Origin of the sequence: Nonomuraea sp. NPDC049750 (assembly GCF_040659625.1) — a bacterium.
In the GTDB taxonomy this organism is placed as follows: domain Bacteria; phylum Actinomycetota; class Actinomycetes; order Streptosporangiales; family Streptosporangiaceae; genus Nonomuraea.
On sequence record NZ_JBFANB010000020.1, the window covers coordinates 168425 to 192768 of the forward strand.

Below are 24344 nucleotides of genomic sequence, written 5' to 3' on the forward strand. Positions count from 1 at the left end.
GGGGCCTCAACCGAAGCCCAGAGTGGAGAGCCGCACAAGCCCGCCGGGCAGACCGGCGTGCCCACAAGTCGAGCGAGGAGCCGCAGCCGTGCCACAGCGTTACCGCATCGCCGCCGTGCCCGGGGACGGTATAGGCCGGGAGGTCGTTCCCGAAGGACTGCGGTGCCTGCGCGCCGCGGCCGACGCGTACGGTTTCGCGCTCGACGTCGATGAGTTCGATTTCGCCAGCGCCGACTACTGGGTGCGACATGGGGAGATGATGCCGAAGGACTGGCGCGGTGTACTGGGTGGCTTTGACGCGATCTTCTTCGGCGCCGTCGGGTGGCCCGAGGTCGTTCCCGACCACGTGTCACTGTGGGGAAGTCTTCTGCAGATGCGACGCGGGTTCGACCAGTACGTCAATCTGCGTCCGGTCCGCTTACTGCGGGGAGTGCGCAGTCCACTGCGCGACTACCCTCCGGGAGACATCGACTTCTACGTGGTGCGCGAGAACACCGAGGGTGAGTACTCCAGCATCGGTGGGCGGATCTTCGAGGGCACGCAGCGTGAGACCGTGCTGCAGGAAACCGTGATGACCCGCATCGGCGTCGACCGGGTGCTGCGCTACGCCTTCGAGCTCGCCGGCGTACGACCGCGCAGACGCCTGACCTGGGCGACCAAGAGCAACGGGATCTCGATATCCATGCCCTACTGGGACGAGCGGGCGAGCGAAATGGCGCTGCGTTACCCGCAGGTGAGCGCGGACAAGGACCACATCGACATCCTGGCGGCCAAGTTCGTACTGCAGCCCGATCGGTACGACGTCGTCGTCGCGAGCAACCTGTTCGGTGACATCCTCTCTGACCTGGGGCCGGCCTGCACGGGCACGATCGGGATAGCTCCGAGTGCGAACATCAACCCTGAACGGAACCATCCGAGCTTGTTCGAGCCCGTACATGGGTCAGCTCCCGACATCGCGGGGCGCGGCATCGCCAACCCGGTCGGGCAGATCTGGAGCGGAGCGATGATGCTGGAGCATCTGGGTGAGGCCGCGGCGGCGGCCGGCATCATCGCCGCCATCGAGTCCGTTCTGGAGCGGGAGCGTGATGTGCTCACGCCCGACCTCGGCGGGAACGCGACCACGGCGGCACTGGGATCGGCCATCGCGAGGCAGATCGGCGTCGAGGTCCAGCAGGGCCCCACCGGTGAGCAGGACCTGACGGCCGGCAGGAGTGCCCAGTGACCGGGAGATCTGCCCTGGACCCGATCGGTCTCGAGGTGCGGTGGGACCGCCTGGCCGCAGCCACGGACGAAGCCGCCTCGACCATGCTCCGCACCGCCTTCTCGACCATCATCCGGGAGTCGAACGACTACACGGTCGTGCTGATGGACCGCGGGGGCCGCACCATCGCCGAGTCACGAGCGGGTATCCCGGCGTTCGCCGCGCTGATGAGCTCGCTCACCCACCTTGTGCTGCGACGGTTCCCGATCGAGTCGTGGCAGGACGGCGACTGCGTCATCACGAACGACCCGTGGATCGCCACCGGGCACCTTCCCGACATCGCCATGATCACACCGGTCTTCCATCGGGGCTCGCTCGTCGGTTTCGCCGGCACGGCGGCCCACTCGCCGGACATCGGAGGCGTGGCGACCCTCGGGGCGACCGACCTGCTGGCGGAGGGGATCCTGATCCCACCCCTGCGCCTGTTCCGCGCCGGCGAGGTCGAACAGGGCGTCAAGGACCTGCTCCTGGCCAACGTCCGACTCTCCGACCAGGTCTGGGGCGACCTCGAGGCACAGGTCGCGGCACATGCCGTGTGCCGTCGACGTGCCCAGGAGTTTCTGGAGGACTTCGACGAGACCGACTTCGACGACTTCGCCACCGCGGTTCACGCCATGACCGATACCGCGATGCGCAGAGCGATCGCCGCTCTCCCGGACGGCGTCTACCGCTCCTCGATCGACGCGGACGGAGCTGAGGGGCATCCGACCCACCTCCAGTGCGCCGTCGAGGTCCGAGGGGACGAGGTCGTGATCGACTACGCCGGCAGCTCCCAGCAGGTGCCGTTCGCGACCAACTCGACCCTCAACTACACCCGCGCCTACTCGATGTACCCCCTGAAGATCCTTCTCGACCCGGCGACCCGCACGAATTGGGGCTCCTACCGGTCGATCCGGGTCATCGCGCCCGAAGGGACGATCGTCAACCCGAGATTCCCGGCGCCCGTCCTGGCTCGCCACCTCACCGGACACCTCCTCTCGTGCGCGATCTACCAGGCACTCGCACCGGTGCTGCCGGACCGGGTCATCGCCGACAGCGGTGGCGCGCCGGCGCTTCGGGTTCGGTTCGCCGGCCATGACGACAGCGGTCGCCCGTTCGGGCTGATGCTCTTCGCCAACGCCGGCATGGGCGCATCCAACTCGGCCGACGGGCTTTCGACCACCGCCTTCCCCACCAATTCCGGCGTAGGCGGAATCGAGGCGCTCGAGGTCTCCTCGCCACTCCGTTTCGTCCGCAAGGAGCTTCGCCCCGGATCGGGAGGGCAAGGCCGTCGACGTGGCGGGTTGGGCCAGGACATCGAGGTGCACAACCCGACCGACCGGCCGGTCCAGATGGTCCTCCTCGGTGACCGGGAGCGCCATCCCGCGCTCGGAATGGCCGGCGGGAAACCGGGCGCACCGGCCCAGGCCGTCTTGGACACGGGTGAACGCGTCCCGTTGAAGTCGGTCTCACAGCTCGCGCCCGGCGCCTCGGTGGTGATCTCGTTCGCGGGCGGAGGGGGGTTCGGAAACCCTGAGGAGCGCGAACCCGAGCTCCGGTTGGCGGACGAGGCCGCCGGCTACACGCACCCAGTTCCGGCGAACGGCACGGACGGCTCGACTGCCGCCGTGACCGGTGAGGAGGCCCATCCGTGAGCGGCTCGGTGAGGATCGGCGTCGACGTGGGCGGCACGTTCACCGACCTGTTCCTGCACGACCCGGACCGGGGACTGACGCACCCGGGCAAGTTGCCCACGACCCCCCACGCCCCCAATGAAGCCATCAAGGCCGGCATCGCCCTGCTGTTGGACGAAACAGGCACGCGACCAGCCGACGTCGCCGGAATCGTGCATGGTACGACCCTGGTGACCAACACCCTTCTCGAGCGCACCGGTGCCGTCGTGGGTCTCCTGGCCACTGCGGGCTTCAGCGACTCGCTCGAGATGGGCCGCGAGATCAGGTTCGACACGACCGACCTCCTCGCGCGGCCGGCAGCCCCGCTCGTCCCCCGCCACCTGCGCCGCGGCATCCGCGGCCGCCTGGCCGCTGACGGCACCGAACTCGAGGCGATCGACGAGGACGCCGTGTTCGAGCACGTCGCCGACCTGCTCGAACACGGCGTCGAGGCGTTGGCCGTGGCCCTCTTGCACTCCTACCGCAACCCCGGCCACGAGCTCCGCGTACGAGATCTGTTGAGCGCGGCGTACCCCGATCTGCCGGTCACCATCTCCAGTGCCGTCGCGCCCGTCATCGGCGAACTCGAACGGGCCGGCACGGCGTGCCTGAACGCCTACGTCCAGCCGCTGATGTCCCGCTACCTCGACGACCTGCGCCACGACCTCTCAGCGATGGGGATCGCCGCACCACTGCGGATCGTGCTTTCCAGCGGCGGGATCACCACCCTGGAGGACGCGAAACAGTTCCCGGTGCGGCTGCTCGAGTCAGGACCGGCGGCGGGAGTGATCGCCGCGGCCTCCGTGGCGAGGCGAGCGGGCATCGGCGACGTCGTCTCTTTCGACATGGGCGGGACCACGGCCAAGATCGCTGTAGTTCAGGACGGACGAGCGCGGGTCAAGCACGACTTCGAAGCCGGCCGGGTCGACAAGTTCAAGCCGGGGTCTGGCCTCCCGGTCAGGCTCACCGTCGTGGACATGATCGAGGTCGGCTCGGGCGGCGGCTCGATCGCCGCTCTCGATCAGCTGGGGCTGCTCAAGGTGGGCCCGCGCAGTGCCGGTTCGGTCCCCGGGCCGGTCGCCTACGGCCGGGGCGGAGAGCGCCCCACGGTTACGGACGCCGACCTCGTGCTGGGGTACCTCGACCCGGCCACCTTCCTGGGCGGCGAAATGCGGCTGCTCGTGTCCGAGGTCCATAAGGCGGTCGACCACGACGTCGCCGACCCGCTCGGCCTGGACACGATGACCGCCGCCGAGGGCATTGTCGAGGTCGTGACCCAGTCCATGGCGGCTGCGGCTCGGATGCACCTCTCCGAGCAGGGCAAGGATCCTGCCGATTTCGCGCTGCTCGCCTTTGGGGGTGCGGGTCCGGTCCATGCCTATGGATTGGCGAAGGCTCTGAAGATCCGGCGGATCGTAGTACCGATGCGCGCCGGTGTCATGTCGGCATACGGCTTCCTGGTCGCCGCCCCGGCCGTGGACGAGGTGCGCAGCCTGCCCTCACCCTTGACAGAGGTCGACTGGGACGGGGTGGCGGCCCTCTACGACGAGATGACCAGTCACGCCAAGGAGGTTCTGCGGCCACAGGACCGGGCGGAGGTGCGGCTCCGGCGCACCGCCGACATGCGATACCTCGGTCAGGGATCCGAGATCGAGGTCGAGCTGCCCTCGGGCGAGCTCGGCCCGGCACAGGTGGAGGCCATCCGGACGGCGTTCGAGACGGCGTATCGGGACGTGTTCGGGCGCAGTCTCCCAGGACAGGTCGAGGTCGTGAATTGGCGGCTGTCGATGCGGCTGCCCACCCCCGAGGTGCCCCTGCACACGGCACCGACCGCCGATGAACCGATCCGCGGCACACGCCTGGTGAACTTCCCCGGGCACGGCCCACTGGACGCTGTGGTGTGGGACCGGTACGCATTGCGGCCCGGCACACAGATCCAGGGACCGGCGGTATTCGAGGAGCGGGAGTCCTCGTCCTCTTTCGGCCCGGACTGCCGCATCACCGTCGACAGCGACCTGACCCTGTTCATCGAGGTCGACTTGTGACCGTACGGTCGCCGGCGAGACTCACCGCTGAGGCGGCGGGTCCACTCGCCGTGCGTCGGCGACGGGCTTCAGCGATTCGCGGGGTGCGCACGACCAAGATTCCACGCACCGGCTGTCCGCTCTCTATCGGCTGCGCGGGCTGCGCCGGGGCGAGCCAGTCGGGCTGCGCTGGAAGGACGTCGACCTGTCCGCCGGACCGCCGGGGTGCATTGGCATATCACCCAGCTGGGCTGGGAGCCGGTGCAGGGCAGGCCGAAGACCGAGGCGAGCGACCGCTCCGTCGCGTTGGGGTCTGAGTTGACGGTGACGGCCTAAATGATCTACCGAGATACACGTTCCGTGCAAGGGTGGTACGGGATCCGGCCGATGGACCGGTGTGCAAAGCATTCGGGGTGAGCGCGTTCCCCGCGGCTTGCGTGGTCGCTGACGGCCAGGTGATCGCGGCGGCGCCGGACTTCTCCCGCCTGCCGGCATTGGTGTGAGCACCGCGTCCCGGATGGCCGCGCTGATCTGGCGGTCGGCCCCGCTGCACATCGTCGCGTACCTGGCGATGACTGTGGCGAGCGGGCTCACCTCGGTCATCGTGGCCTGGATGACGAGGTCGGCGCTGGCAATGCCGCCCGCCGCCGGATGGACCGCGGCGAGCTGCTGCGGAAGCCGGAGACCGGCGGGCGTCCGGCCCGCACCTGCGTCTCCGCGAACAGCACGCTCGCCGCTTCGACCTCCACCAGAACCTGACCGTCGCCGGGCGCTCCGGATCAGGGGCCTCACCGGCGACCAGCACCGACGGAGCCCCGAACTCGGTCAACCAGATCGCTCGAATAGATCGTCAGGGGTGCGGTGCCCTCGCGGGCCCGCTCCCCCGTCCTCCGTTCACATCCGTGTGCCGCGACGTAATTGCTAGTTGGCTAACACTTACTCGCCATGGTCCACAGTTATCAGTCGCGCGCGACTCATTATGAGATGTGAATGTCTCATTATGGATGGTCTGAGTACGACCGGCTCAGCGGCTCACCGTGGTCTCCCACTCCATGTGCGACAGCTTCTCGGGATTGCGCACGGCGTAGAGCCCGGTGATGAGGCCGCCGTCGACGCGTACCGTCACGACGGTGTCGATCACGCCGTCGAGCCGGACGATCAGTGCCGGGTGGCCGTTGACCTGGGCCGGCTGCAGCAACGCCACAGGGGTGAGGTTGCCCAGCACGTGGGCCACCTGGCCGGCCCCCACGACGGGCGCCAGCGCGGCCTGCCTGAGTCCGCCGCCATCTGTCAGCAGGACGACGTCCGGCGCGAGGATGTCGAGCAGGCGCTGCAGATCGCCCGTTTCGATCGCCCTCTGGAACGCCTTGATCGCGGCTCGGGTCTCGGTCGGGGAGACGATGTCGCGTGGCCGGCGTGCGGCGACGTGTCCCCGTGCCCGGTGGGCGATCTGGCGTACCGCGGCCGGGCTCTTGCCGACGGCGTCGGCGATCTCGTCGTAGTCCAGATCGAACACCTCGCGCAGGACGAACACCGCCCGCTCGGTCGGCTGAAGCGTCTCCAGCACCAGCAGCATCGCCGTCGAGACGCTGTCGGCCAGTTCGACGTCCTCGGCGACGTCGGGCGCGGTCAGCAGCGGCTCGGGCAGCCAGGGGCCGACGTAGGACTCCTTGCGGCGGCCGAGCGTACGCAGCCGTTTCAGCGCCTGCCGGGTGGTGATCCGGACCAGGTAGGCGCGCTGTTCCCGTACCGTGCCGAGGTCGACGCCCGCCCACAGCAGCCACGTCTCCTGCAGGACGTCCTCGGCGTCGGCGGCCGAACCTAGCATCTCGTAGGCGACCGTGAAGAGCAGGTTGCGGTGGGTGAGGAACGCCTCGGTGGCGGGGTCCACGTGGCTGTCACGAGCGAGGGGCCCTGCCGTGTCCGCCGGTTTCTCGTTGCGTTCGCTCATCGCTGGTTCCTGCCTGTTCGTTCTCGACCGTGCCACGCATGAGATCCCGGTCCCCACCGCTTTGTGACACCCGGGATCGGTGATGCACGTCACATCGCCGCGCTGTCACAAGGATCGGGTCGCCGGGATCTCTTGTTCGCCAGGACGCCGCGCCAACGATCGACGCGGCCCGCGCCACCACGAATGAGGACCACATCATGGAACAGCGTATGGATCTGATGGCCAACGAGCTCGGCGCCAAGATCGCCAAGCGGATCTACAACGTCGCCCTGGCGATCCAGCAGTCGCCGCTCCCCCAGACCACCCAGGACCTGGTGATGCTGCGCGCCAGCCAGATCAACGGCTGCGGTTTCTGCGTCGACTACCACACCAAGGACGCCACGGCCGCCGGGGAGAGCGCGGTCCGGCTCCACCTGGTCGCCGCCTGGCGCGAGTCCACCGTGTTCACCGAGGCCGAGCAGGCCGCGCTGGCGCTCACCGAGGAGGGTACCCGGCTCGCCGACGCCCACCACGGCGTGTCCGACGACACCTGGGCCCAGGTGCGCAAGCACTACGACGACGACCAGATCGTCGCGCTGGTCTCCCTGATCGCCATGATCAACGCCAACAACCGGCTCAACGTGATCGTGCGCAACCCGGGGGGCTCCTACCAGCCCGGCATGTTCGACGGCATGGCGAACTGACCGGCAGACCGATCCCCGCCGGCCCGGGATCCCCTCCACCCGGGCCGGCCACCGCCCCCTTCCGGGGGCGACTATCTCTGAAGGAATGTCATGAGTCTTGAAACCCTTCGCCGTGACTTCGGCGGCGACATCATCGAACCGGGCGCGGCCGAGTACCCATCGGCCAGCCGCTCGATATTGGCCTCCGGCAGCCCGGCCTACGTTCTGCGGCCCGAGAGCGTCGAGGACGTCCAAGCGGGTGTCAGATTCGCCGCCGGCGCGGGGCTTTCGCTGTCCGTACGAGGCGGCGGCCACAGCTTCGCGGGCTTCGGCACCCTCGACGACGGCGTCGTGATCGACCTCGGCAAGCTCGCGGACGTCGAGGTCATCGACAAGGAACGGCACCTCGTACGGATCGGCGGCGGCGCCACCTGGGGTCAGGTCGTGGCCGCCCTGGCCCCGCACGGCCTGGCGATCTCCTCGGGCGACACCAAGGGCGTCGGCGTCGGTGGGCTGACGCTGAGCGGTGGCATCGGCTGGAAGGTCAGGAAGTACGGCCTCGCGCTGGACAACCTGGTCACCGCCGAGGTCGTCACGGCCGGCGGACAGATCGTCCAGGCGAGCGAGGAGGAGAACCCGGAGCTGTTCTGGGCGATTCGCGGTGGCGGCGGCAATTTCGGGATCGTGACCGCCTTCGAGTTCGCGGCCCACCCGACGACGGACATCTTCTACGGCAAGATCAGCTTCCCGGCGTCGGAGGCGGCCACCGTGCTCCAGGGCTGGGCGGAGCACCTGCGCACCGCCCCCGAAGAGCTCACCTCCGTGGCGGAGTTCGCCAATCCCTTCGCGGGCGGGCCCGAAGCGCCGCTCGAGATCCGCCTCGCCTTCGACGGCGATGACCCGGAGCTCGCGGCGCGGGCCATCGACCCGATCCGGCGGCTCGGCACGGTCATCGGCGACGATGTCGCGTTGAGACCGTACGCGGACGCGCTCGTGGACGGCGCCACGCCGCCGCCGGGCATCCAGCTGGTGACCCGAAACGCGTTCGTCGACCAGGCGTCGGTGCCCGAGGTCCTTCGGATGCTCGTCGAGGTCGGGGCGGCGCAGGGGTCGCCGTTCATCGCCGTTCGCAGCGTCGGCGGTGCGGTGTCCCGAGTCCCCGACGATGCCACCGCCTACGCGCATCGTCAGGCGGAGTTGATGGTCGTGACCACCATCCTGGGGCCGCAGCCGGTCATCGAGGCCGCGCGTCCTGCTCTAGACGCGGTTTGGGCGAGACTCGCACCTCACGTCAACGGCGCCTACGCCAACTTCCTCACCGCTGCCACCGAGGAGGATGTCGCCGCGATCTATCCGACGCGGACCTACGAGCGGCTCGCGGCGGTCAAGCGTCAGTACGACCCCGGCAATCTGTTCGCCCGCAACCACAATGTCCGGCCTCAATAGCCCTGCGCCAGAGACACGGTGAGCGGGTGGCGGGGGTGTGAAGTCGAGAGCCGCATCGCCATGGCGCGGCCACCTCACCGTGCGGGCGTGCCCGTTGCCCTCGTGGGGAACTCTTCGATACCGAGCACTCGCAGCAGCTCCAGCCGTTCGCCGGTCTCGGCGTCCGCCGGGGTGAGCACCAGCAGCTCCTGCCCCTGATCGGGAGTGACCAGGGTCTCGCAGTCCATCACCAGGCGGCCCACCCTCGGGTGCAGCATGGTCTTGCGGTCGGCGCGCCGGACCGCCACCTCGTGTTCGGCCCAGAGCCGCCGGAAGTCGGCGCTCGCGGCCCGCAAACGGTCGAGGAGCCCGGCGACCGTGGGATCGCCGGAGCGGCGGCCGGCGGTCGCGCGCAGGTCGGCCACGAGCTGGCGGGAGTGATGCTCCTGCTCCTCGGGCGGGCAAACGGCGCGCGCGGCGGACTCGGTGAACCAGCGGTATGCGACGTAGCGCCGGTCGCCGGAGAAGCCGGTGTGCTCGCCCATCAGCAGGACGTCCGCCCGGTTCTGGGCAAGGACCTCGCCCAGGTCCGACAGCACCAGGGCCGGGGTGTCGCCGAGCAGGTCGAGCATGCGCATCAGCCCGGCGCGGGCCAGGCGGGCCACCCCGTCGGCGGGCGGGGGCCGGTGGCCGGCCAGGTGGAACAGGTGGTCGCGCTCGTCGTCGGACAAGCGCAACGCCCGGGCCAGCGCGCCGAGCAGCTGGCTCGAGGGCTGACTGCTGCGGCCCTGCTCAAGGCGTACGACATAGTCCACCGACATGCCGGCGAGCATCGCCACCTCCTCCCGGCGCAGGCCGACGGTGCGGCGGCGAGGGCCGTCGGCGAGACCCACCTCGGCCGGGCGGATCGCCTCGCGGCGGCGGCGCAGGAAGTCGGCGAGCTGCTCACGTTGCATGACCTCATGGTCTCTCACGGCGGGCGAGCCGAGCCAGGGAGCGGCTCTCCCACGATGAACGCTCCGCTCCCGCCCGTCCTGGTCTGAGGCCAAGGTTGGGGCCGACGTAAAGGACGACCTCGACGACAAGGGAGTACGTCATGCAGATGCGAACCCTGGGCCGCACCGGACCGGCCGTTTCCGCGCTGGGCCTGGGCGGGCTGGGCATGTCGGGCGCCTACGGCACGTCCGACCGCGCGGAGAGCATCGCCACCGTGCACGCCGCGCTGGACAGCGGCGTCACACTGATCGACACCGCCGACTTCTACGCCATGGGCCACAACGAGTCGCTACTGGCCGAGGCGCTGCGCGGCCGGGATCGCGACAGCTACGCGCTGAGCGTCAAGTTCGGCATGCTGCGGGGGCCGGGCTCGGAGTTCGGCGGGCATGACTGCCGTCCCGAGGCGGTGAAGAACTTCCTGGCCTACTCGCTGACCCGGCTGGGCACCGACCACATCGACATCTACCGTCCGGCCCGGCTGGACCCGGCGGTGCCGATCGAGGAGACGGTAGGCGCGATCAAGGAGATGATCGACGCCGGATACGTGCGCCACATCGGGCTCTCAGAGGTCGACGCGGCGACGATCCGCCGGGCGCACGCCGTGCACCCGATCGCCGACCTGCAGATCGAGTACTCGCTGATCTCCCGCGCGGTGGAGGCGGACGTGCTGCCCACACTGCGGGAGCTCGGCATCGGCCTGACCGCGTACGGCATCCTCGCCCGCGGCCTCATCTCCGGGCACTGGACGGCCGGCCACACCGCCGGCCCCGGCGACAGCCGCGGCTTCAACCCGCGCTTCTCCAGCGGGAACGTGGAACACAACCTCCTCCTCGTGGAGGCCCTGCGCCGGGTCGCCGAGGCGAAGGGCCGCACCGTCGCCCAGCTGGCCATCGCCTGGGTGGCCGCGCAGGGCGAGGACATCGTGCCGCTGGTCGGCGCCCGTACCCGCGAGCGGCTGGCCGAGGCGCTGCCCGCGATGGAGGTGAACCTCACCGCGGACGAACTCGCCGAGATCGAGAAGGCGGTGCCGCTGGGCGCGGCGCGCGGCGACCGATACCCGTCGGCGTTCATGTCCCACCTCGGCGTGGGCAACTGAGTCCGGCTCCGCGGCAGGGCCGGGCTACGACCGCTCGTAGGTGATCAGTTCGCCCGGCCGGCAGTCGAGCGCGTCGCACAGGCGCATGAGTGTGGAGAAGCGGATCGCCTTGGCGTGGCCGTTCTTCAGGATCGACAGGTTGACGACGGTGAACTGGACCCGGTGCGACAGCTCGGTCTACTTGGTCGCGCCCCTCCAGAGGCGCGCGGCCACCAGCGCCGTCCCCGCCGCCGCGGCCGTCACCAGCCAGATCATGAACGTCGGGTAGAGGTAGACCACCTGGATCCAGGAAATGTCGCTGCCTCGGGCGAGCACCCGGAAGACCGGGGCGATGGCCGTACACAGGAGGAGCGGGAGCAAGTACGGCAGCAGCCGCCATCGCTGCCAGCCCGTCCGGCGGGCGGCCCAGCGCCGGGAGCGGGCTACGCCGCGCACCGCCAGCGCGACGGTCACCAGCGTCAGCAGCGTGAACACCAGGTCGGTGGCCAGGAAGGGAGAGGAGGGCGCCTCCGGCCGCCGGCCCTCGATCAGGGCGACCAGGCCGTCCATGAGCGCGGCGCTGTCGGCGAAGGCCATGCCGGTGTTGGCCATGACCGCCACGCCGTAACCGGAGCCGGGCATCAGCAGTTGCTGGGCGGTGGAGGTGAACAGGTCGCCGCCGTGGCGTACGACGGGAGTGCCGCCCGCGGTCCGGTCGAGCTCCCAGCCGAGGGCGTAGTCCGGGTTCTGAGCCGAGGGCGTGCGCATCTCCTTGATACTCGCGGGAGACAGGATGCCGCCGTCGCCGTTCTGGGCGATCAGCCAGCGGGCCATGTCGTTGGCGCTGCTGAGCACGCCGCCGGAGCCGTTGCCGAACCCGCGCGGCTCCGGCACGGCGACCGCCTGGCCGAGGAGATAGAGGTGACCCCGGGCGCTGCCCGGCAGGTCCCGATCGGTGTCGATCGTGCTGCTGTCGCGCATGCCGAGCGGCGTGAACACGTGCTTCTTGAGGTAGCCCGCGAACGGCTCGCCGCTCACCACCTCGACCAGCCGGGCGGCGACCTGGTAGTTGGTGTTGTGGTAGCTGTAGGCGGTGCCCGGCTTCGAGGCGAGCCGCGCGTCTTTGAGCCGGCGCACCGAACCCTGGAGCGTGTCGGGCTGGGGCAGGCTCTTCTCGTGGAAGGCCGAGTCGGCCATGCCCGACGTCTGGTTGAGCAGCTGGCGCACCGTGATGTCGGCCGCCCGGGGATCGGCCATCTGGAACTCGGGCAGGTAACCGCGAACCGGCTTGTCGAGCTCGACCCGGCCTTTCTCCACCAGTTGCAGGACGGCCAGCGAGGTGAAGGACTTGCTGAGCGACGCGAGCGCCATGGGGGTGTCGGCGGTCACGGGCTCGCCTGTAGCGGTCCGGCCATAGCCCGCGGCATGGACGACCTGCGTCCCCTTGGTGACCACCACCGCTACACCCGGCAATCCGGTCGCTTCACGATATTGGGCGATGAACCCGTCGATCGAGGCGGGGGTTGGCGGGGCGGGAAGTATGGGAAGTACGGCCAGGTAGAGCGCCGCGAGAGTGTTCAAGAGCACCCGTCAACGCTAGGGACCACGCCCGCCGCGGCACATCGCGGAAACCCTCACCATCCCTTGCGGAAAACCGCCATCAGATCCCTCTGACCTCGCCGGCCTGGCCCGGTTCGGCGAAGGAGAGCAGCCTGGCCGCCTCCTCCCGGATCTCCTGGGCCTGTCCCGGCGAGACCGGCGCGAACATCTCGACGCTCACCACCCGCTTGTCCCGCTTCCACACCCCTCGCACGAACCCGTCGACGAGGACCGTCCCGAGCACCTGCCCGTTGATGGTGATGACGCGCTTGCGGTATTCGTCGGAGATGATCCGCGTGCGGTCGGCATGGCTGAGCAGCACGTTGTCGAACGGCGCCAGCAGCCGCACCGGCGCCTCCACCTCCGGGCCCGGCCGGGGCGCGTCCGGCAGGTCGAACAGCCCCTTGTCCAGCTCGACCAGCCGTGGACGCAGCCGTTCGACCACCTCGCGCAGCCCGGTCAGCCCCGACCACGCCTGTACGTCGGCCACGGTCGCGGGCCCGAACGCGGCCAGATAGCGCACCACCAGATCCTCCAGCGACGGGGCGGGGTGCAGCTCACGGCCCAGCCACGCTTCGGCCGTCGCGTACGCGGTCTGCCCGGCCTTGCCCCACACCGCCCTGGGCGGTACCTGGACCAGCGGCGCCAGCATGCGCATGACGTGCGCCAGGTCGGCGGCGTTCGTGCCGGGGAAGTGCCCGGCCAGCAGCGTTCCGAGCTTGGCCGCGGTCAGGGGTGCGCCGGTCAGCGCCTCGCGGCCCGCCTCGACGACCGCCGCCAGGTCCAGGCTCGCCAGCTGCCGGCCGTACGCGCTGTTCAGGTATTTGGCGAGCAGCGGCTGCGTCAGCGGCCGTAACGTCAAGCAGTCGGCGGCGCTGACCAGGTGGACGGTGCCGCGCATGAGCACGATCCGCACCGCCTCACGCCCGGTCAGCAGCCCCGCCAGCTCCTCCGGCCGGAACCCCGCAAGGCGCGACCAGAGCCCGAAGTACGGCGGGAACGGCGCCTGCGCCTGCAGGCCGACCAGGTGCTCCACCGCCTGTAGTGCCGGCATCGTGTGCCGCTGGAGCAGCAGCTGCCTGGCCAGCGTGGCCCGGTTGAGCTCCCTGGCAGTGATCATCGGGCCATCCCGCCCGGCAGGTCCTTGAGCATCAGGCGATCATATGGTGGGCCGGTACTGGATCGATGCTCAGCCCTGCCACGATGAGTCCTGTCGAGGTCGACGCGCCGACCTGCCTGCTACCCACGCGCCGACGCGCCTGCTGCCCGACGGGCGGCCGTCAGGTGGCATCGCTGAGGAACTCCCGCAGCACCGGGGCGAGCACCTGCGGATCCACATCGTGCGTCTGACCCTCCAGCGTGCGGTGCCGCCCCTCCGGAAGCGCGGCGGCCAGGCGCCGCGCCATGTCGCGCATCCACACCGGACTGGCCCCGCCGTCGGTCACCAGGACGGGCACGCCCACCTTGGCCGCCAGCTCCACGGGCAACGCGCCGCCTGTGGAGCCGTTGCCCATGACGGCCGCGTCGTAGGCGAGGGTGGGCGCCAGTGCCTCCAGCGCGGGCCACATCGGCGCCCCCCGCATCTGGCCGATCAGCTCCGCCGGCAGCCCCACCGTGGTCATGAACAGCGCGACCGCGTCCCCATGCCGCCCCGCGTTCAGCAACTCGGTCAGCTCGGTCTCGTAGGTGCGGGCCCGCGCCAGCCGGTCCGCGTCGTCGGGACTGTAGGGCGGCTCGAACAGCGCCAGCCTGGTGATCGCCACTCCCTGGGCGGCCGCCCGCAGCGCCAGCGCCGCCCCCGAGGACATGCCGTACACCGCCCCCTCCCCACCGGCCTCGGCGATGACCGCTGCCAGGTCCTCCACCTCGCGGTCGACCTGGTACGGCCCCATGTCGCCACTGTCTCCCCGCCCGCGCCGGTCATAGGCGAAGACGGTGAAGTACGGCGCCAGCAGCGCGGCCAGCGGCGCACCCGTCGAGCGGTCGCAGAGCGCGCCGGTCACATGGACGAGCGCCGGGCCACTGCCCGACCGCTCGTACGCGATGCGGGTGCCGTCGGCTGAGAGCACGGTGTGCATGAGATTCCTTCTTTCCCTTGCCGGCCATCTCGCCTCACCGACGAACGGGACAAGCCGGAACCGACACCCGCCTCCCCTCAGCTGACCTCGGCCAGCCGTCCGGCCAGGTAGCGGCGTTCGGAGTCGTTGGCGGCCAGGTCGAGCGCCTGCCGGTAGGCATCGGCCGCCTCGCCGTCGCGTCCCAGACGTCGCAGCAGGTCGGCGCGCGTCGCCGGCAGCAGGTGGTAGCCGTCCAGCTCGCCCGACTCCGCCAAACCGTCCACCAGCGCCAGCCCGGCCAGGGGGCCATCGGCCATGCCCACGGCCACCGCCCGGTTTAGGCGTACCACCGGTGAGGGGACAAGTTGGGCGAGCCGGTCGTACAGGGCGACGATCTGCGCCCAGTCGGTGTCGGCGGCCTTGGCCGCGGTGGCGTGGCAGGCCGCGATGGCCGCCTGCACCTGGTAAGCACCGGGACGGCCTTCGAGCAGCGCCCGCTCCAGGATCTCGGCGCCCTCCGCGATCTCGCCGGTGTCCCAGCGGCCGCGGTCCTGGTGTTCGAGGGTCACCAGCACACCGGCGGCGTCCACCCGGGTGGCCCGCCGGGCGTCGTGCAGCAGCATCAGCGCCAGCAGCCCGCCTATCTCCGGCTCCCCGGGCATCAGCCGCGCCAGCACCCTGGCCAGGCGGATCGCCTCGCCGCACAGATTGCGCCGCACCAGATCGGCGCCCGCGCTGGCCGAATATCCCTCGTTGAACAGCAGGTACACCACGCCCAGCACGGCCGTCGTACGCTCGGGCAGCAGGTGGGCGGGTGGCACCCGGTAGGGGATGCCCGCGTTGCGGATCTTCGACTTGGCCCTGACCAGGCGCCTGGACATCGTCTGCTCCGTGACCAGGAACGCCCGCGCGATCTCGGCCGTCGTCAGCCCCGCCAGCGTACGCAGGGTCAGCGCCACCTGCGCCTCCAGAGCGAGCGCGGGATGGCAGCAGGTGAACATCAACCGCAGCCGGTCATCACCCACCCCGCTCTCGTCGCCATCCCCCTCACCGTCCTGGGTGTCGAGCAGGGCCAGCTGCCGCAGCTTCTCGGCCCCGACGGCGTCGCGGCGCAGCCGGTCGAGCGCGCGGTTGCGGGCCGTCGTGGTCAGCCACGCGCCCGGCCGCCGCGGCACTCCGTCACGCGGCCACCGTTCGAGCGCCGCGGCGAAGGCGTCCTGCGCGCACTCCTCGGCCAGGTCCCAGTCGCCGGTCATCCGGATGAGCGTGGCGACGACCTGCCCCCACTCCTGCCGGAACGCGGTCGCGACCGCGCCGGTGACCTGGTCGGTCACGGTCGCCAGAATGGCCTGGTCGCGATCTGTGCCCGTCGCGGTCGCCGGATCGGCCTGGTCGCGATCTGTGCCTGTCACGGTTGCCAGACCGGCCGGATCTCGATCTGTCCCACGCGCGCCCACGGGTGGGCGGCGGCCAGCTCGATGGCCTCGTCGAGGTCGGCGCAGTCGATCACACTGAACCCGCCGATCTGGTCCTTCGTCTCGGCGAACGGGCCGTCGGTCAGCAACACCTCATCACGGCGTACGCGCAACGTCGTCGCGTCGCTGCTGGGCCGCAGGCCCACCGCGCCGCGCAGGATCCCGCGGCGCTCCATGTCCTCGGTCCAGCCGCCGCAGCCGACCATGTCCGGATCCTGCCCGGCGACGGTCTCGTCGGACACGTCGCTGCACAACATCAGCACGTAACGCACCGGTCCTCCTCGGGATGGCGGGATGGCGGCCGGTCTCAGTCTGCCAGGATCCCCGGTGGGCGGGCCTGCGGGCACTACGGCGGTCCGGTCGTTCTGTAGGGTCAAGCATCGATCTGGAGCATGAAGGGACCCAACTTCCGATGAGCGACTCGCCCCGTACCCTGCACCAGCGCAAGCAGGACACCCTCGACCGCCTCGCCCAGGACGTCGACGCCTGGGTGGCCACGGCCGATGGCGAAGGCGGGACGCCCTACATGGTGCCGCTGTCCTTCCTCTGGGACGGTGCCACCCTGCTCATCTCCACTCCGGCCGCCAGCCCCACCGCCCGCAACCTTCAGGCCACCGGCAAGGTCCGCCTCGGCATCGGCCCGACCCGCGATGTGGTCCTCATCGAGGGAAGCGTCCAGACGGTCCCGGCCGGCGAGCTCTCCGACCAGCTCGGTGACGCCTTCGCCGCCAAGACCGGCTTCGACCCGCGCCGGCTCAGCAGCCCCTACCTCTATTTCCGGATCCAGCCCCAGCGGCTGCAGGCCTGGCGCGAGGCCGACGAGCTGGAGGGCCGCGACCTCATGCGCGACGGACACTGGCTCGGCTGACGTCCACGGACCTCGGCTCGGCTGACGCGCCGTCCGGGCCTGGAACCAGCGGCTAACGTCCGGGGTCGGGCAGGACGCGTTCGACCACGTCGGTGACCAGGTCGTGGATCTGGTCCTCGGGAAAGACGTCGGGCAGCGTGAGCCGTTCGAGGATCAGCCAGTTCAGGGCCAGGTAGAGCAGGACCACGGTGGTCGCGTCGCCGGGCAGGCCGGACTCCGTGTGGGCGGTGATGTTGGCGTCGACGTCGGCGCGGATGCGTTCGGTGAGCAGGCGGCGCAGCTCGGGGCGGCGAGTGGCCTCCAGGCGGAGTTCGAGCAGGGCCAGGTAGCCGGAGCGGAACTGGCTGATCCGGTCCACCAGGTCGTGCATGAGCTCGGTGACCCGGTCGCGGTCGCGTGGTCCCTCCAGCGCGGCGGCCACCATCGTGGCCTCGGGCTCCAGCCGTTCGTAGAAGCGGTGACCGACCTGGGTGAGCAGGTCGTCGCGGTTGTCGAAGTAGTTGGAGGCCGTGCCGTTGGGTACCCGCGCCTCGACGTCGACGGCACGGAAGGTCAGCCCGCGCGCCCCCTCGCGGGCCAGTACCTCGATGGCGGCGTCAAGGAGCGCCGCCCGTCGTGCCGGGTTCTGCCGCATGCGTATCTCCTGGATCGGAATTCAAACCACTCCGATCATAGTACTAAGCTGGAGATACGTGAATTTCGTTCACCTGAATTCGAGAACGGTACCCAGATATAACGAGGACCGTGACTCGCATGCATTCGCCCATCACGCCGCCCGGCTGGTTCATCGCCCGGCTTCATCTCGGGGACGAGCGGGGGGTCGCGGCGGCCGCCGCCGTCGTCAACGCCGCTCTCGGCCACGGCGTGCTCACCGTCGACCGGCTCCTTCGGCACATGCGCGACGACGAGAGGGTGCAGTTCCTGGCGGCCTTCCCGCAGGGGTCGATGACGCCGGTGGGAGCGGCCCTGGCCCAGGTGATCGACGACGAGGAATATCGCGCGTTCACCGCTCCGATGCCGCCGGGGATCCTCTCCCCCGCGCCGCCGTCCGCAGACGGCCGCCGGGTCGGCATCCTGAGCACCATGGCCGTGGTGCCGTCGGTGCGCCGTCGTGGCCTCGGCACCGCCCTCGCCGTCCAGCGCACGGCCTGGCTGAGGGAGCGGTGCACCGAGGCGTACGCGATGGTGTGGCTACGCGACCGGCCCGGGCGCGCCGACGGGGTGCTGAAGGCGGCCGGCTGGGAGCCGGTGACCACCGTCCGCCGATACTGGGAACAGGCCTCGGTGGTGGGCGACTGTCACTGCCACCGGTGCGGCTCGCCCTGCCGCTGCGACGGCCTGCTGATGCGCCTGCCCCCCGCGCCGACCGGCGCCTCTGAGCCGACCGGAACTCCCGAGTGGACCGGCACCCCCGAGTGGACCGGAGACGGCGCCGCCTGGCCTCACGGGGTTACCGGCCACCAGTGAAAGGTGGCTCGCCTTCCTTGAGCGGACGGAAGCGCAGCGCCGACCAGACCTCGTCCACGGCCACCTGCCCGTTCGGCCGCAGGTCGTACTCGGCGACGATGGGCCAGAGTGTGTCGCGGTTGATGTCGGCCTTGTTGCCCTTCGGGTAGGCCACCCACAGGGCCGCGGGCCGGCCCAGCCGATCGCGGTGCTCGTCGAGGAGCCGACGGACCGTGGCGGCGTCGGCGGCGAACAGCACCGCCACGCCCGCCTCGCCCAGGTCGTCGACGTGCCGCGCGCCCTCGGGCAGTGGCTCGACGAGCGGGCGGTGCTCGTCGTCGGAGATCCAGACGGCGGTCCGCGGCTTGACGAGCAGCTTGTCGGCGACGGTCTTGGTAGCCATGTCACGCCCTGCCGTAGGTGAGGGAGAGGACGCCGGTGCTGAGCGTCCGGGAGTCGGCCAGCTGGAGCGGGATCTGCCCGGTGCCCTCCTCGAACAGGCGCTTGCCGGAGCCGACCACGATCGGGTGGACCAGCAGGCGCAGCTCGTCGAGCAGGCCGTCGGCCAGCAGCGACCGGACCAGGGCGGCGCTGCCGGTGATGCCGATGTCCTTGCCGGGCCGCTCCTTGAGCTTGGTCAGACCGGCCACGACGTCACCCTTGATGATCGTCGTGTTCTGCCACTCGGCGGTGTCGAGGGTGTTGGTCACGACGTATTTGGGGGTGTTGTTCATGCGGTCGGCGAACGGGTTGTCGGCCGGGTCCTGCTGCGGCCAGTGGGCGGCGAACTCCTGGTAGGTCCGCCGTCCGAGCAGCATGACGTCGGCCTGTTCCATCTGCGAGCCGACGATCTCCCCCATCTCATCGTTGAAGTAGGGAAAGTGCCACTTCTCGGGGGACTCCACGACGCCGTCCAGGGAGATGAACAGGCCCGCCACGATCTTTCTCATCGCTGTGCTCCTTGTCTGCGGTGTCCTCAGCCTCCCACCGAAAAATATAGTTGTCAAGAATTCTGCAATGGTCGGTGGGCGTTTATTCGATGGAGGCGTTTTCTTGCCGCTTGTACTGTGACCTCAGCCGGAAGGGGGAGGGATCATGCGCGTGCACTATCCGCGCACCCCTCACCTGCCCTGGTCGCCCGGGGTGACGCCGGACGACGTCCGCGCGGGAGATCTGTCCGGGCTGCGCGGGCGCGAGGTCGTGGTCACGGAGAAGCTCGACGGCGAGAACACCACCCTCTATACGGACGGGATGCACGCCCGGTCACTGGACTCGGCCCACCATCCCTCCCGAGCGTGGGTCAAGGCTCTGCAAGGGCGCATCGGTGGCCGGATCCCGGCGGGGTGGCGGGTGTGCGGGGAGAACATGTACGCCCGGCACTCCATCGCCTACCAGGAGCTGGACAGCTGGTTCTACGGCTTCTCGGTCTGGGACGACGATCGCTGCCTGGACTGGGACCGCACGGTCGCCTTCCTGCGCGGCCTGGGGATTCCGGTCCCGCCGGTGCTGTGGCGCGGTGTCTTCGACGAGCGGGCGCTGCAGGGGCTGCGGCTGAACCCGGAGCGGCAAGAGGGCTACGTGGTGCGGGCCGTCGAGGGATTCGGGCGGGCGGAGTTCGCGGGGCGGGTGGCCAAGTGGGTGCGCCGGGGGCACGTCCAGACCGGTACGCACTGGATGCACGCGACCGTCGTGCCGAACACTCTTGGCCCGAGGGCGGCGCTGTGGTCGGTGCGCTCGGGCGCGGACTGCGAGGTGAACGCCCTGCTGGCCGCGGTGGACCTCGCCCCAGCCGAAGCAGGGCACATCGCCCCGGAGGCGGTGGCCGAGGTGTCGGCTCGGCTGGACGCGATCGGCCGGCGCGGGGACGCCCGGCTGGCGGGCCTGCTGGCCACGGCGCTGCACTCCGTACCGCGAGCGCGTTTGGCGGCCCGGCTGGCCAGGCCGCTGGGCATGCGGCTGGCGCGGCGGGTCGCGGATCTGAGCGGGCTGCACGGCGCGCTGGGCCGGCCGTACCCGGATGAGGAGAGGCGAGCCGGGCTGGGGCGTATGGCGTTGGCCGCCGACCTGGGCGTGCTGCACGCCGTGGCGGCGGCGCGCGTGGACGATGAGGCTGACCAGGAGCGTGAGCAGGTCGAATGGTCGGCCCTGTACGCCGAGGACGCCGGGCTGCTCGGGCCCGATCCGCTGGAGCCGTTGCGGGCCGGTCTGCGCGAGGCATTGGCCGACCTCGGCGGGGAGGCGGCCGAGCGCTGCTGGGCGGAGGCGCGCGACGCCTGGGCCAGGGGAAAGGTCGCCACGGTTGAGGAGGCCGTGGCGGCGACCTGGCGGTGGCGGTCGGGGCGATTCCCCCGGCTGGTACATCTGGTCGGACCGTCAGGCAGTGGCAAGAGCACGTTCGCGGCCGGTCTGACGAAGACGGCCGCATTGCGGGAGATGGCCGGTCTGCCAGAAGTGACCGGTCTGCGGGAGGTCGACGGGACTGTGTTCCTGTCGCTGGACGATCTGCGTGCCGCCAGAGGCTCGCGGGCGAACCAGCGGGCCAACCGCGAAGTGCTCGGCGAGGGACTGGTCCGCCTCGACGCCGCCCTGGCGGCCGGTGGCACCGTGGTATGGGACGCCACCTCGCTCAATCAGCACCAGCGTTCCCTGGTCCACACCGTGGCGCGCCGCCGCGCCGCGCTGACGACGCACGTGGTCGCGCTGGTGGAGGCGGACGAACTGCACCGGCGCAACGCCCGCCGCGCCCATCCGGTGCCGCCGCACGTGCTGGACGATCAGGTGCGCCGATACGTCCCGCCGTACCCCGGTCAGGCCCATCACACCTGGTACGTCGGCGCGTCCGGGACCGTCGAAGACGTGGACGGCGCCTTGGAGGAGGAAGAGGCGTGATGCGTACCAGCGAGGAGATCTACCACCGGGTCCGTTGGGACCCCCGCTTCGACCCCTCGCGTTTCGTGCTCGGCGTCGGCCAGCGGGACGCCGCCCCCAAGCGCATCCCCCTGCCCACCTTCGTGCCCGGCGGCGACGTTCCGTGGCACCGGGTGCTGTTCGTCGAGGCGGACGGCGAGCTGATCTGGGACCGCGCCACCGGACTGGACCGGATCGACGCCTGCGACGCGGGCCGGGTACGCGCCCCGCGCCGCCTGCGCGCGCCCGTCTTCAGCGCCAGAACCCCGCACGCCTGGGACCCGGCCGCCGGCTGGCGGCCCAGCACGGGGCAGGAAGCGGCGCGGGCGTCCACAGGTGCGGCCGTGCGCGTCCTGACCTGGAACACCCTGTGGGACCGCTACGACAGCGACCGCATCGACACCGCGCGGCGTCGTCCCATGCTGCTGGCGGCCCTGGAAGCGGCCGACGCCGACGTCATCGCGCTGCAGGAGGTCGAGCCCGCGCTGCTGTCGCTCCTGCTGGCCGCCCCGTGGGTGCGGGCCCGCTACACCATCGGCACCGATCCGGGCGGCGAGGACGTCGCCGACAGCGGGCTGCTGCTGCTCAGCCGGTTGCCCGTCGGGGAGGCTGCCTGGCACCGGCTCGGCCCGCACAAGGCCGTCGCCGCCCTCGCGACCGAGACCGCAGCCGGCCCGCTCGTCGTCGCCACCACCCATCTGACCAGCGACCACACCGCCGACGGCGCGGCACGGCGGCGGGCCGAACTCGCCCTGATCGCCGAAGGACTGGCGGGGGTCGAGGGTGACCTGGTCCTGATGGGCGACTTCAATGACGGCACGGACGTCCCCGCGTCGATGCTCGGGCTGCGCGACGTCTGGACGGAGGCGTACGGGCCCGGCGACCACACGCCCACCTTCGACCCGCGCGCCAACCCGCTGGCGGCGCTGTCCTCGCTGTCCGGGCGGGCCGCCCGGCTGGACCGCGTACTGGTGCGCGGCGGCCCCCGGACCGTCGCGGCCGTCCTGCGCGGAGACAGCCCCGATCCCGGTGGGCTGTACGTCTCCGACCACTACGGGGTGGAGGCCGTCCTCGACGTCACGGGCAGTGCGCCCGCCGGGGTGCTGGACATGGCGCCGACCGCGCGAACGGCGGTGGCCTGGATTCCGCCGGAGGAGCTGTGGGCACCCATCCAGGCGGTCCGCCGGACGCACGATCCGCAGGTGAACCGGTGGCCGCCGCACGTCAACCTGCTCTTCGGGTTCGTGCCGGAGTCGGCCTTCGACGCGGCGGCGCCGCTGCTGGCCGCGGCGGCCGCTGAGGTCCAGCCGTTCGCGGTACGGCTGGAGGGGATCCGCTCCTTCCAGCACCGCCAGGACACGACCGTCTGGCTCGACCCGGCCGCGGCCGATCCCGCTCCGTGGGCCCGCCTGCGCCAGGTTCTCCACCAGCGCTTCCCCCGCTGCGTGGGCCGCGCGGAGGGCTTCACGCCGCACCTGACCCTGGGCCGCGTGAAGGCGCCCAACCATGCGGGCATCCGGCTCGACGCGATGACCGCCCGCGTCGGGGCCGTGGTGCTGCTGTCGCGGCGCGGGGACGAACCCATGCGCCCGCGCGCGGTGATCACCCTGGGTACGGGCGAACTCCGCTGGCTCCCAGAACCCACCGTCCCCGAGCGCACTGCCGCCGCGCCCGCGCTGGTACCTGAATCCACCTCGCCCGAGCCTCCTGACCCCGGACCCGCCGCTGCCGCGCCCCTACTCGTACCCGAGCCCACCGCCGCCCCGTCCGCGCTCGACGCCGAGCCTGTTCCGGGTCTGGACGACCTGGCCGATCGCGTGACTCGCCGACTGGCGGAGGCGCTGCGCCCCGGGATCGTGCACGTGGCGGGCTCCCGACGTATGGGCTGCGCGCTCCCCGCAGCCGACTTGGACCTGGTGGCGGCACTCCCAAACCTGGAAGCGTCCGGTATGGACGTGGCGGCGCGGGTGCGGGCGGCGCTACCTGAGGCCGTCCGGCTGCGGCAGGTGGTCGGCGCACGGGTGCCGGGCCTGCGCATGCGAGTGTCCAGCCTGGACGTCGACCTGACCGTGGTGGCGACCGGCCAGCTCCCTCCGGCGCAGCTCGTGTCCCGCCGCACCGAACTGGGCGAGGCGGCGGCCATCGCCCTGAGCGCCGTCAGCGATGCGGACGCGATCCGCGCCGCGGTGGGCCCCGCACACGAGCGTTTCGCCCGCCTCGCCCGCCGGGTGAAGGCGTGGGCTCGGGCGAAGGGCCTGGACGCGGCCCCGTTCGGCGGTTTGCCCGGTCTGGCTTGGGCGGTGCTGGCCGCCCGCACCGTCCTCGATGCCGCGGACGGATCCGACACCGATCTCCTACGCCACTTCTTCAGCACGTGGGCCGCCTGGGACTGGCACGTACCGGTCACCCTCATCCCAGCCACGACGACCGTGACGCCCGTGATGGCGGTGATGACGCCCAGCGCTCCCGTACGCAACTGCGCCGGCCACGTCACCTCCGGCGGCCTGGACCTGCTCACCCGGGAGCTCTACCAGGCATGGGAGCTCACGGAGAGCGGCCGGTCCACGGAGTTGCCCGCCCTGCCGCCGCTCCACCGCCGTCACGCGGCCTGGGCGGTGCTGACCGTACGCCCCGGTCGCCCCGAGGAGCTTGACACGGCGCTCGGCCGCGTCAGAGGACGCATGCTGGACTTGCTGACCTGGCTGGAAGAGGCCGGGATGCCGGACGTACACGCCTGGCCGCGCCCGTTCGAGCGCGGCCCCCGACAGGCCCGCTACGCGATCGGCCTGGGCCACACGCCTCCGCAGGCCGCGCGGCTCAGCGAGATCACCGGCCGATGGGCCAGGCACATGTCCGGCGTCACGGTCGAACGGGTCGAGGGCGGCGCCGTACCGACTCTGAGCTGACAAGCAGTCAGAGGCCCGCATCTGCCCCCGTGCGGGCCTC

The 24344-nt window shown here is 71.0% G+C and carries 19 protein-coding genes and 2 pseudogenes; 10 read left to right on the forward strand and 11 right to left on the reverse strand.

Annotation, left to right across the window (positions count from 1 at the left end):
• Positions 1-88: 88 nt before the first annotated feature.
• The 3 genes from AB0J16_RS39505 to AB0J16_RS39515 are packed head-to-tail and all read left to right on the forward strand — an operon-like array spanning position 89 to position 4958.
• The gene (locus AB0J16_RS39505) at positions 89-1222 is read left to right on the forward strand and encodes a tartrate dehydrogenase (protein ID WP_358549715.1); all 1134 of its coding nucleotides are present in this window, start codon (positions 89-91) and stop codon (positions 1220-1222) included.
• The gene (locus AB0J16_RS39510; RefSeq protein ID WP_358549717.1) at positions 1219-2895 is read left to right on the forward strand and encodes a hydantoinase B/oxoprolinase family protein; all 1677 of its coding nucleotides are present in this window, start codon (positions 1219-1221) and stop codon (positions 2893-2895) included. The genes AB0J16_RS39505 and AB0J16_RS39510 overlap by 4 nt, the downstream gene beginning before the upstream one ends.
• Entirely contained in the window at positions 2892-4958 is a 2067-nt protein-coding gene (locus AB0J16_RS39515; protein WP_358549719.1) for a hydantoinase/oxoprolinase family protein, read from the forward strand. Before AB0J16_RS39510 ends, AB0J16_RS39515 begins: the two co-directional genes overlap by 4 nt.
• A gap of 1003 nt (positions 4959-5961) precedes the next feature.
• Here AB0J16_RS39515 and AB0J16_RS39520 read toward each other — a convergent pair.
• The gene (locus tag AB0J16_RS39520) at positions 5962-6888 is read right to left on the reverse strand and encodes an RNA polymerase sigma-70 factor (protein ID WP_358549721.1); all 927 of its coding nucleotides are present in this window, start codon (positions 6886-6888) and stop codon (positions 5962-5964) included.
• 197 nt (positions 6889-7085) lie between these two features.
• Between AB0J16_RS39520 and AB0J16_RS39525 the strand changes: the two genes are divergently transcribed.
• Together AB0J16_RS39525 and AB0J16_RS39530 are read left to right on the forward strand one after the other, a co-directional pair.
• Positions 7086-7571, forward strand: coding sequence for a carboxymuconolactone decarboxylase family protein (locus tag AB0J16_RS39525; protein WP_358549723.1), 486 nt, complete (start codon positions 7086-7088; stop codon positions 7569-7571).
• Positions 7572-7661: 90 nt separating this feature from the next.
• Positions 7662-8996, forward strand: coding sequence for an FAD-binding oxidoreductase (locus tag AB0J16_RS39530; protein WP_358549725.1), 1335 nt, complete (start codon positions 7662-7664; stop codon positions 8994-8996).
• A 74-nt stretch (positions 8997-9070) separates the two neighbouring features.
• Here AB0J16_RS39530 and AB0J16_RS39535 read toward each other — a convergent pair whose 3' ends face one another.
• Positions 9071-9931, reverse strand: a complete 861-nt coding sequence (locus tag AB0J16_RS39535) for a helix-turn-helix transcriptional regulator (RefSeq protein ID WP_358549727.1) — start codon at positions 9929-9931, stop codon at positions 9071-9073.
• Between the two features lie 140 nt (positions 9932-10071).
• On the opposite strand from AB0J16_RS39535, the gene AB0J16_RS39540 reads away from it, so the two are divergent.
• Entirely contained in the window at positions 10072-11067 is a 996-nt protein-coding gene (locus AB0J16_RS39540) for an aldo/keto reductase (protein ID WP_358549729.1), read from the forward strand.
• A gap of 24 nt (positions 11068-11091) precedes the next feature.
• Here the strand turns inward: AB0J16_RS39540 and AB0J16_RS39545 are convergent.
• The 6 genes and pseudogenes from AB0J16_RS39545 to AB0J16_RS39570 form a co-directional block, all read right to left on the reverse strand.
• A pseudogene (locus tag AB0J16_RS39545) lies at positions 11092-11322 on the reverse strand (helix-turn-helix domain-containing protein).
• 333 nt (positions 11323-11655) lie between these two features.
• A pseudogene (locus AB0J16_RS39550) lies at positions 11656-12633 on the reverse strand (serine hydrolase domain-containing protein); the annotation flags it as partial.
• A 73-nt stretch (positions 12634-12706) separates the two neighbouring features.
• Positions 12707-13765, reverse strand: coding sequence for a winged helix DNA-binding domain-containing protein (locus AB0J16_RS39555; protein WP_358549731.1), 1059 nt, complete (start codon positions 13763-13765; stop codon positions 12707-12709).
• A 160-nt stretch (positions 13766-13925) separates the two neighbouring features.
• Positions 13926-14723, reverse strand: coding sequence for an alpha/beta hydrolase (locus tag AB0J16_RS39560; RefSeq protein ID WP_358549733.1), 798 nt, complete (start codon positions 14721-14723; stop codon positions 13926-13928).
• 77 nt (positions 14724-14800) lie between these two features.
• Positions 14801-16114: an RNA polymerase sigma factor gene (locus AB0J16_RS39565; protein ID WP_358549735.1), complete on the reverse strand. Its 1314-nt coding sequence runs from the start codon at positions 16112-16114 to the stop codon at positions 14801-14803.
• Positions 16111-16449: a YciI family protein gene (locus AB0J16_RS39570; protein WP_358549737.1), complete on the reverse strand. Its 339-nt coding sequence runs from the start codon at positions 16447-16449 to the stop codon at positions 16111-16113. Before AB0J16_RS39570 ends, AB0J16_RS39565 begins: the two co-directional genes overlap by 4 nt.
• A 140-nt stretch (positions 16450-16589) precedes the next feature.
• On the opposite strand from AB0J16_RS39570, the gene AB0J16_RS39575 reads away from it, so the two are divergent.
• Positions 16590-17045 (forward strand): pyridoxamine 5'-phosphate oxidase family protein, encoded by a 456-nt coding sequence (locus AB0J16_RS39575; RefSeq protein ID WP_358549739.1) that lies wholly within the window; start codon positions 16590-16592, stop codon positions 17043-17045.
• A gap of 52 nt (positions 17046-17097) precedes the next feature.
• On the opposite strand, the gene AB0J16_RS39580 is transcribed toward AB0J16_RS39575, so the two are convergent.
• Complete coding sequence (locus AB0J16_RS39580) at positions 17098-17679, reverse strand: TetR family transcriptional regulator (protein WP_358549741.1); 582 nt, start codon at positions 17677-17679, stop codon at positions 17098-17100.
• A gap of 119 nt (positions 17680-17798) precedes the next feature.
• Here AB0J16_RS39580 and AB0J16_RS39585 point away from each other — a divergent pair, with 119 nt between their 5' ends.
• The gene (locus AB0J16_RS39585; RefSeq protein ID WP_358549743.1) at positions 17799-18512 is read left to right on the forward strand and encodes a GNAT family N-acetyltransferase; all 714 of its coding nucleotides are present in this window, start codon (positions 17799-17801) and stop codon (positions 18510-18512) included.
• Here the strand turns inward: AB0J16_RS39585 and AB0J16_RS39590 are convergent.
• Both AB0J16_RS39590 and AB0J16_RS39595 read right to left on the reverse strand, forming a co-directional pair.
• Positions 18496-18894: a hypothetical protein gene (locus tag AB0J16_RS39590; RefSeq protein ID WP_358549745.1), complete on the reverse strand. Its 399-nt coding sequence runs from the start codon at positions 18892-18894 to the stop codon at positions 18496-18498. The genes AB0J16_RS39585 and AB0J16_RS39590 overlap by 17 nt on opposite strands.
• Position 18895: 1 nt before the next feature.
• A complete protein-coding gene (locus AB0J16_RS39595; protein ID WP_358549747.1) occupies positions 18896-19441 on the reverse strand; it encodes a dihydrofolate reductase family protein in 546 nt (181 codons plus the stop codon).
• 145 nt (positions 19442-19586) lie between these two features.
• Between AB0J16_RS39595 and AB0J16_RS39600 the strand changes: the two genes are divergently transcribed.
• Together AB0J16_RS39600 and AB0J16_RS39605 are read left to right on the forward strand one after the other, a co-directional pair.
• On the forward strand, positions 19587-21380 hold the full coding sequence (locus AB0J16_RS39600) for an RNA ligase family protein (RefSeq protein WP_358549749.1): 1794 nt from the start codon (positions 19587-19589) through the stop codon (positions 21378-21380).
• The gene (locus AB0J16_RS39605; protein ID WP_358549789.1) at positions 21380-24304 is read left to right on the forward strand and encodes a poly(A) polymerase; all 2925 of its coding nucleotides are present in this window, start codon (positions 21380-21382) and stop codon (positions 24302-24304) included. The genes AB0J16_RS39600 and AB0J16_RS39605 overlap by 1 nt, the downstream gene beginning before the upstream one ends.
• Positions 24305-24344: the final 40 nt, after the last annotated feature.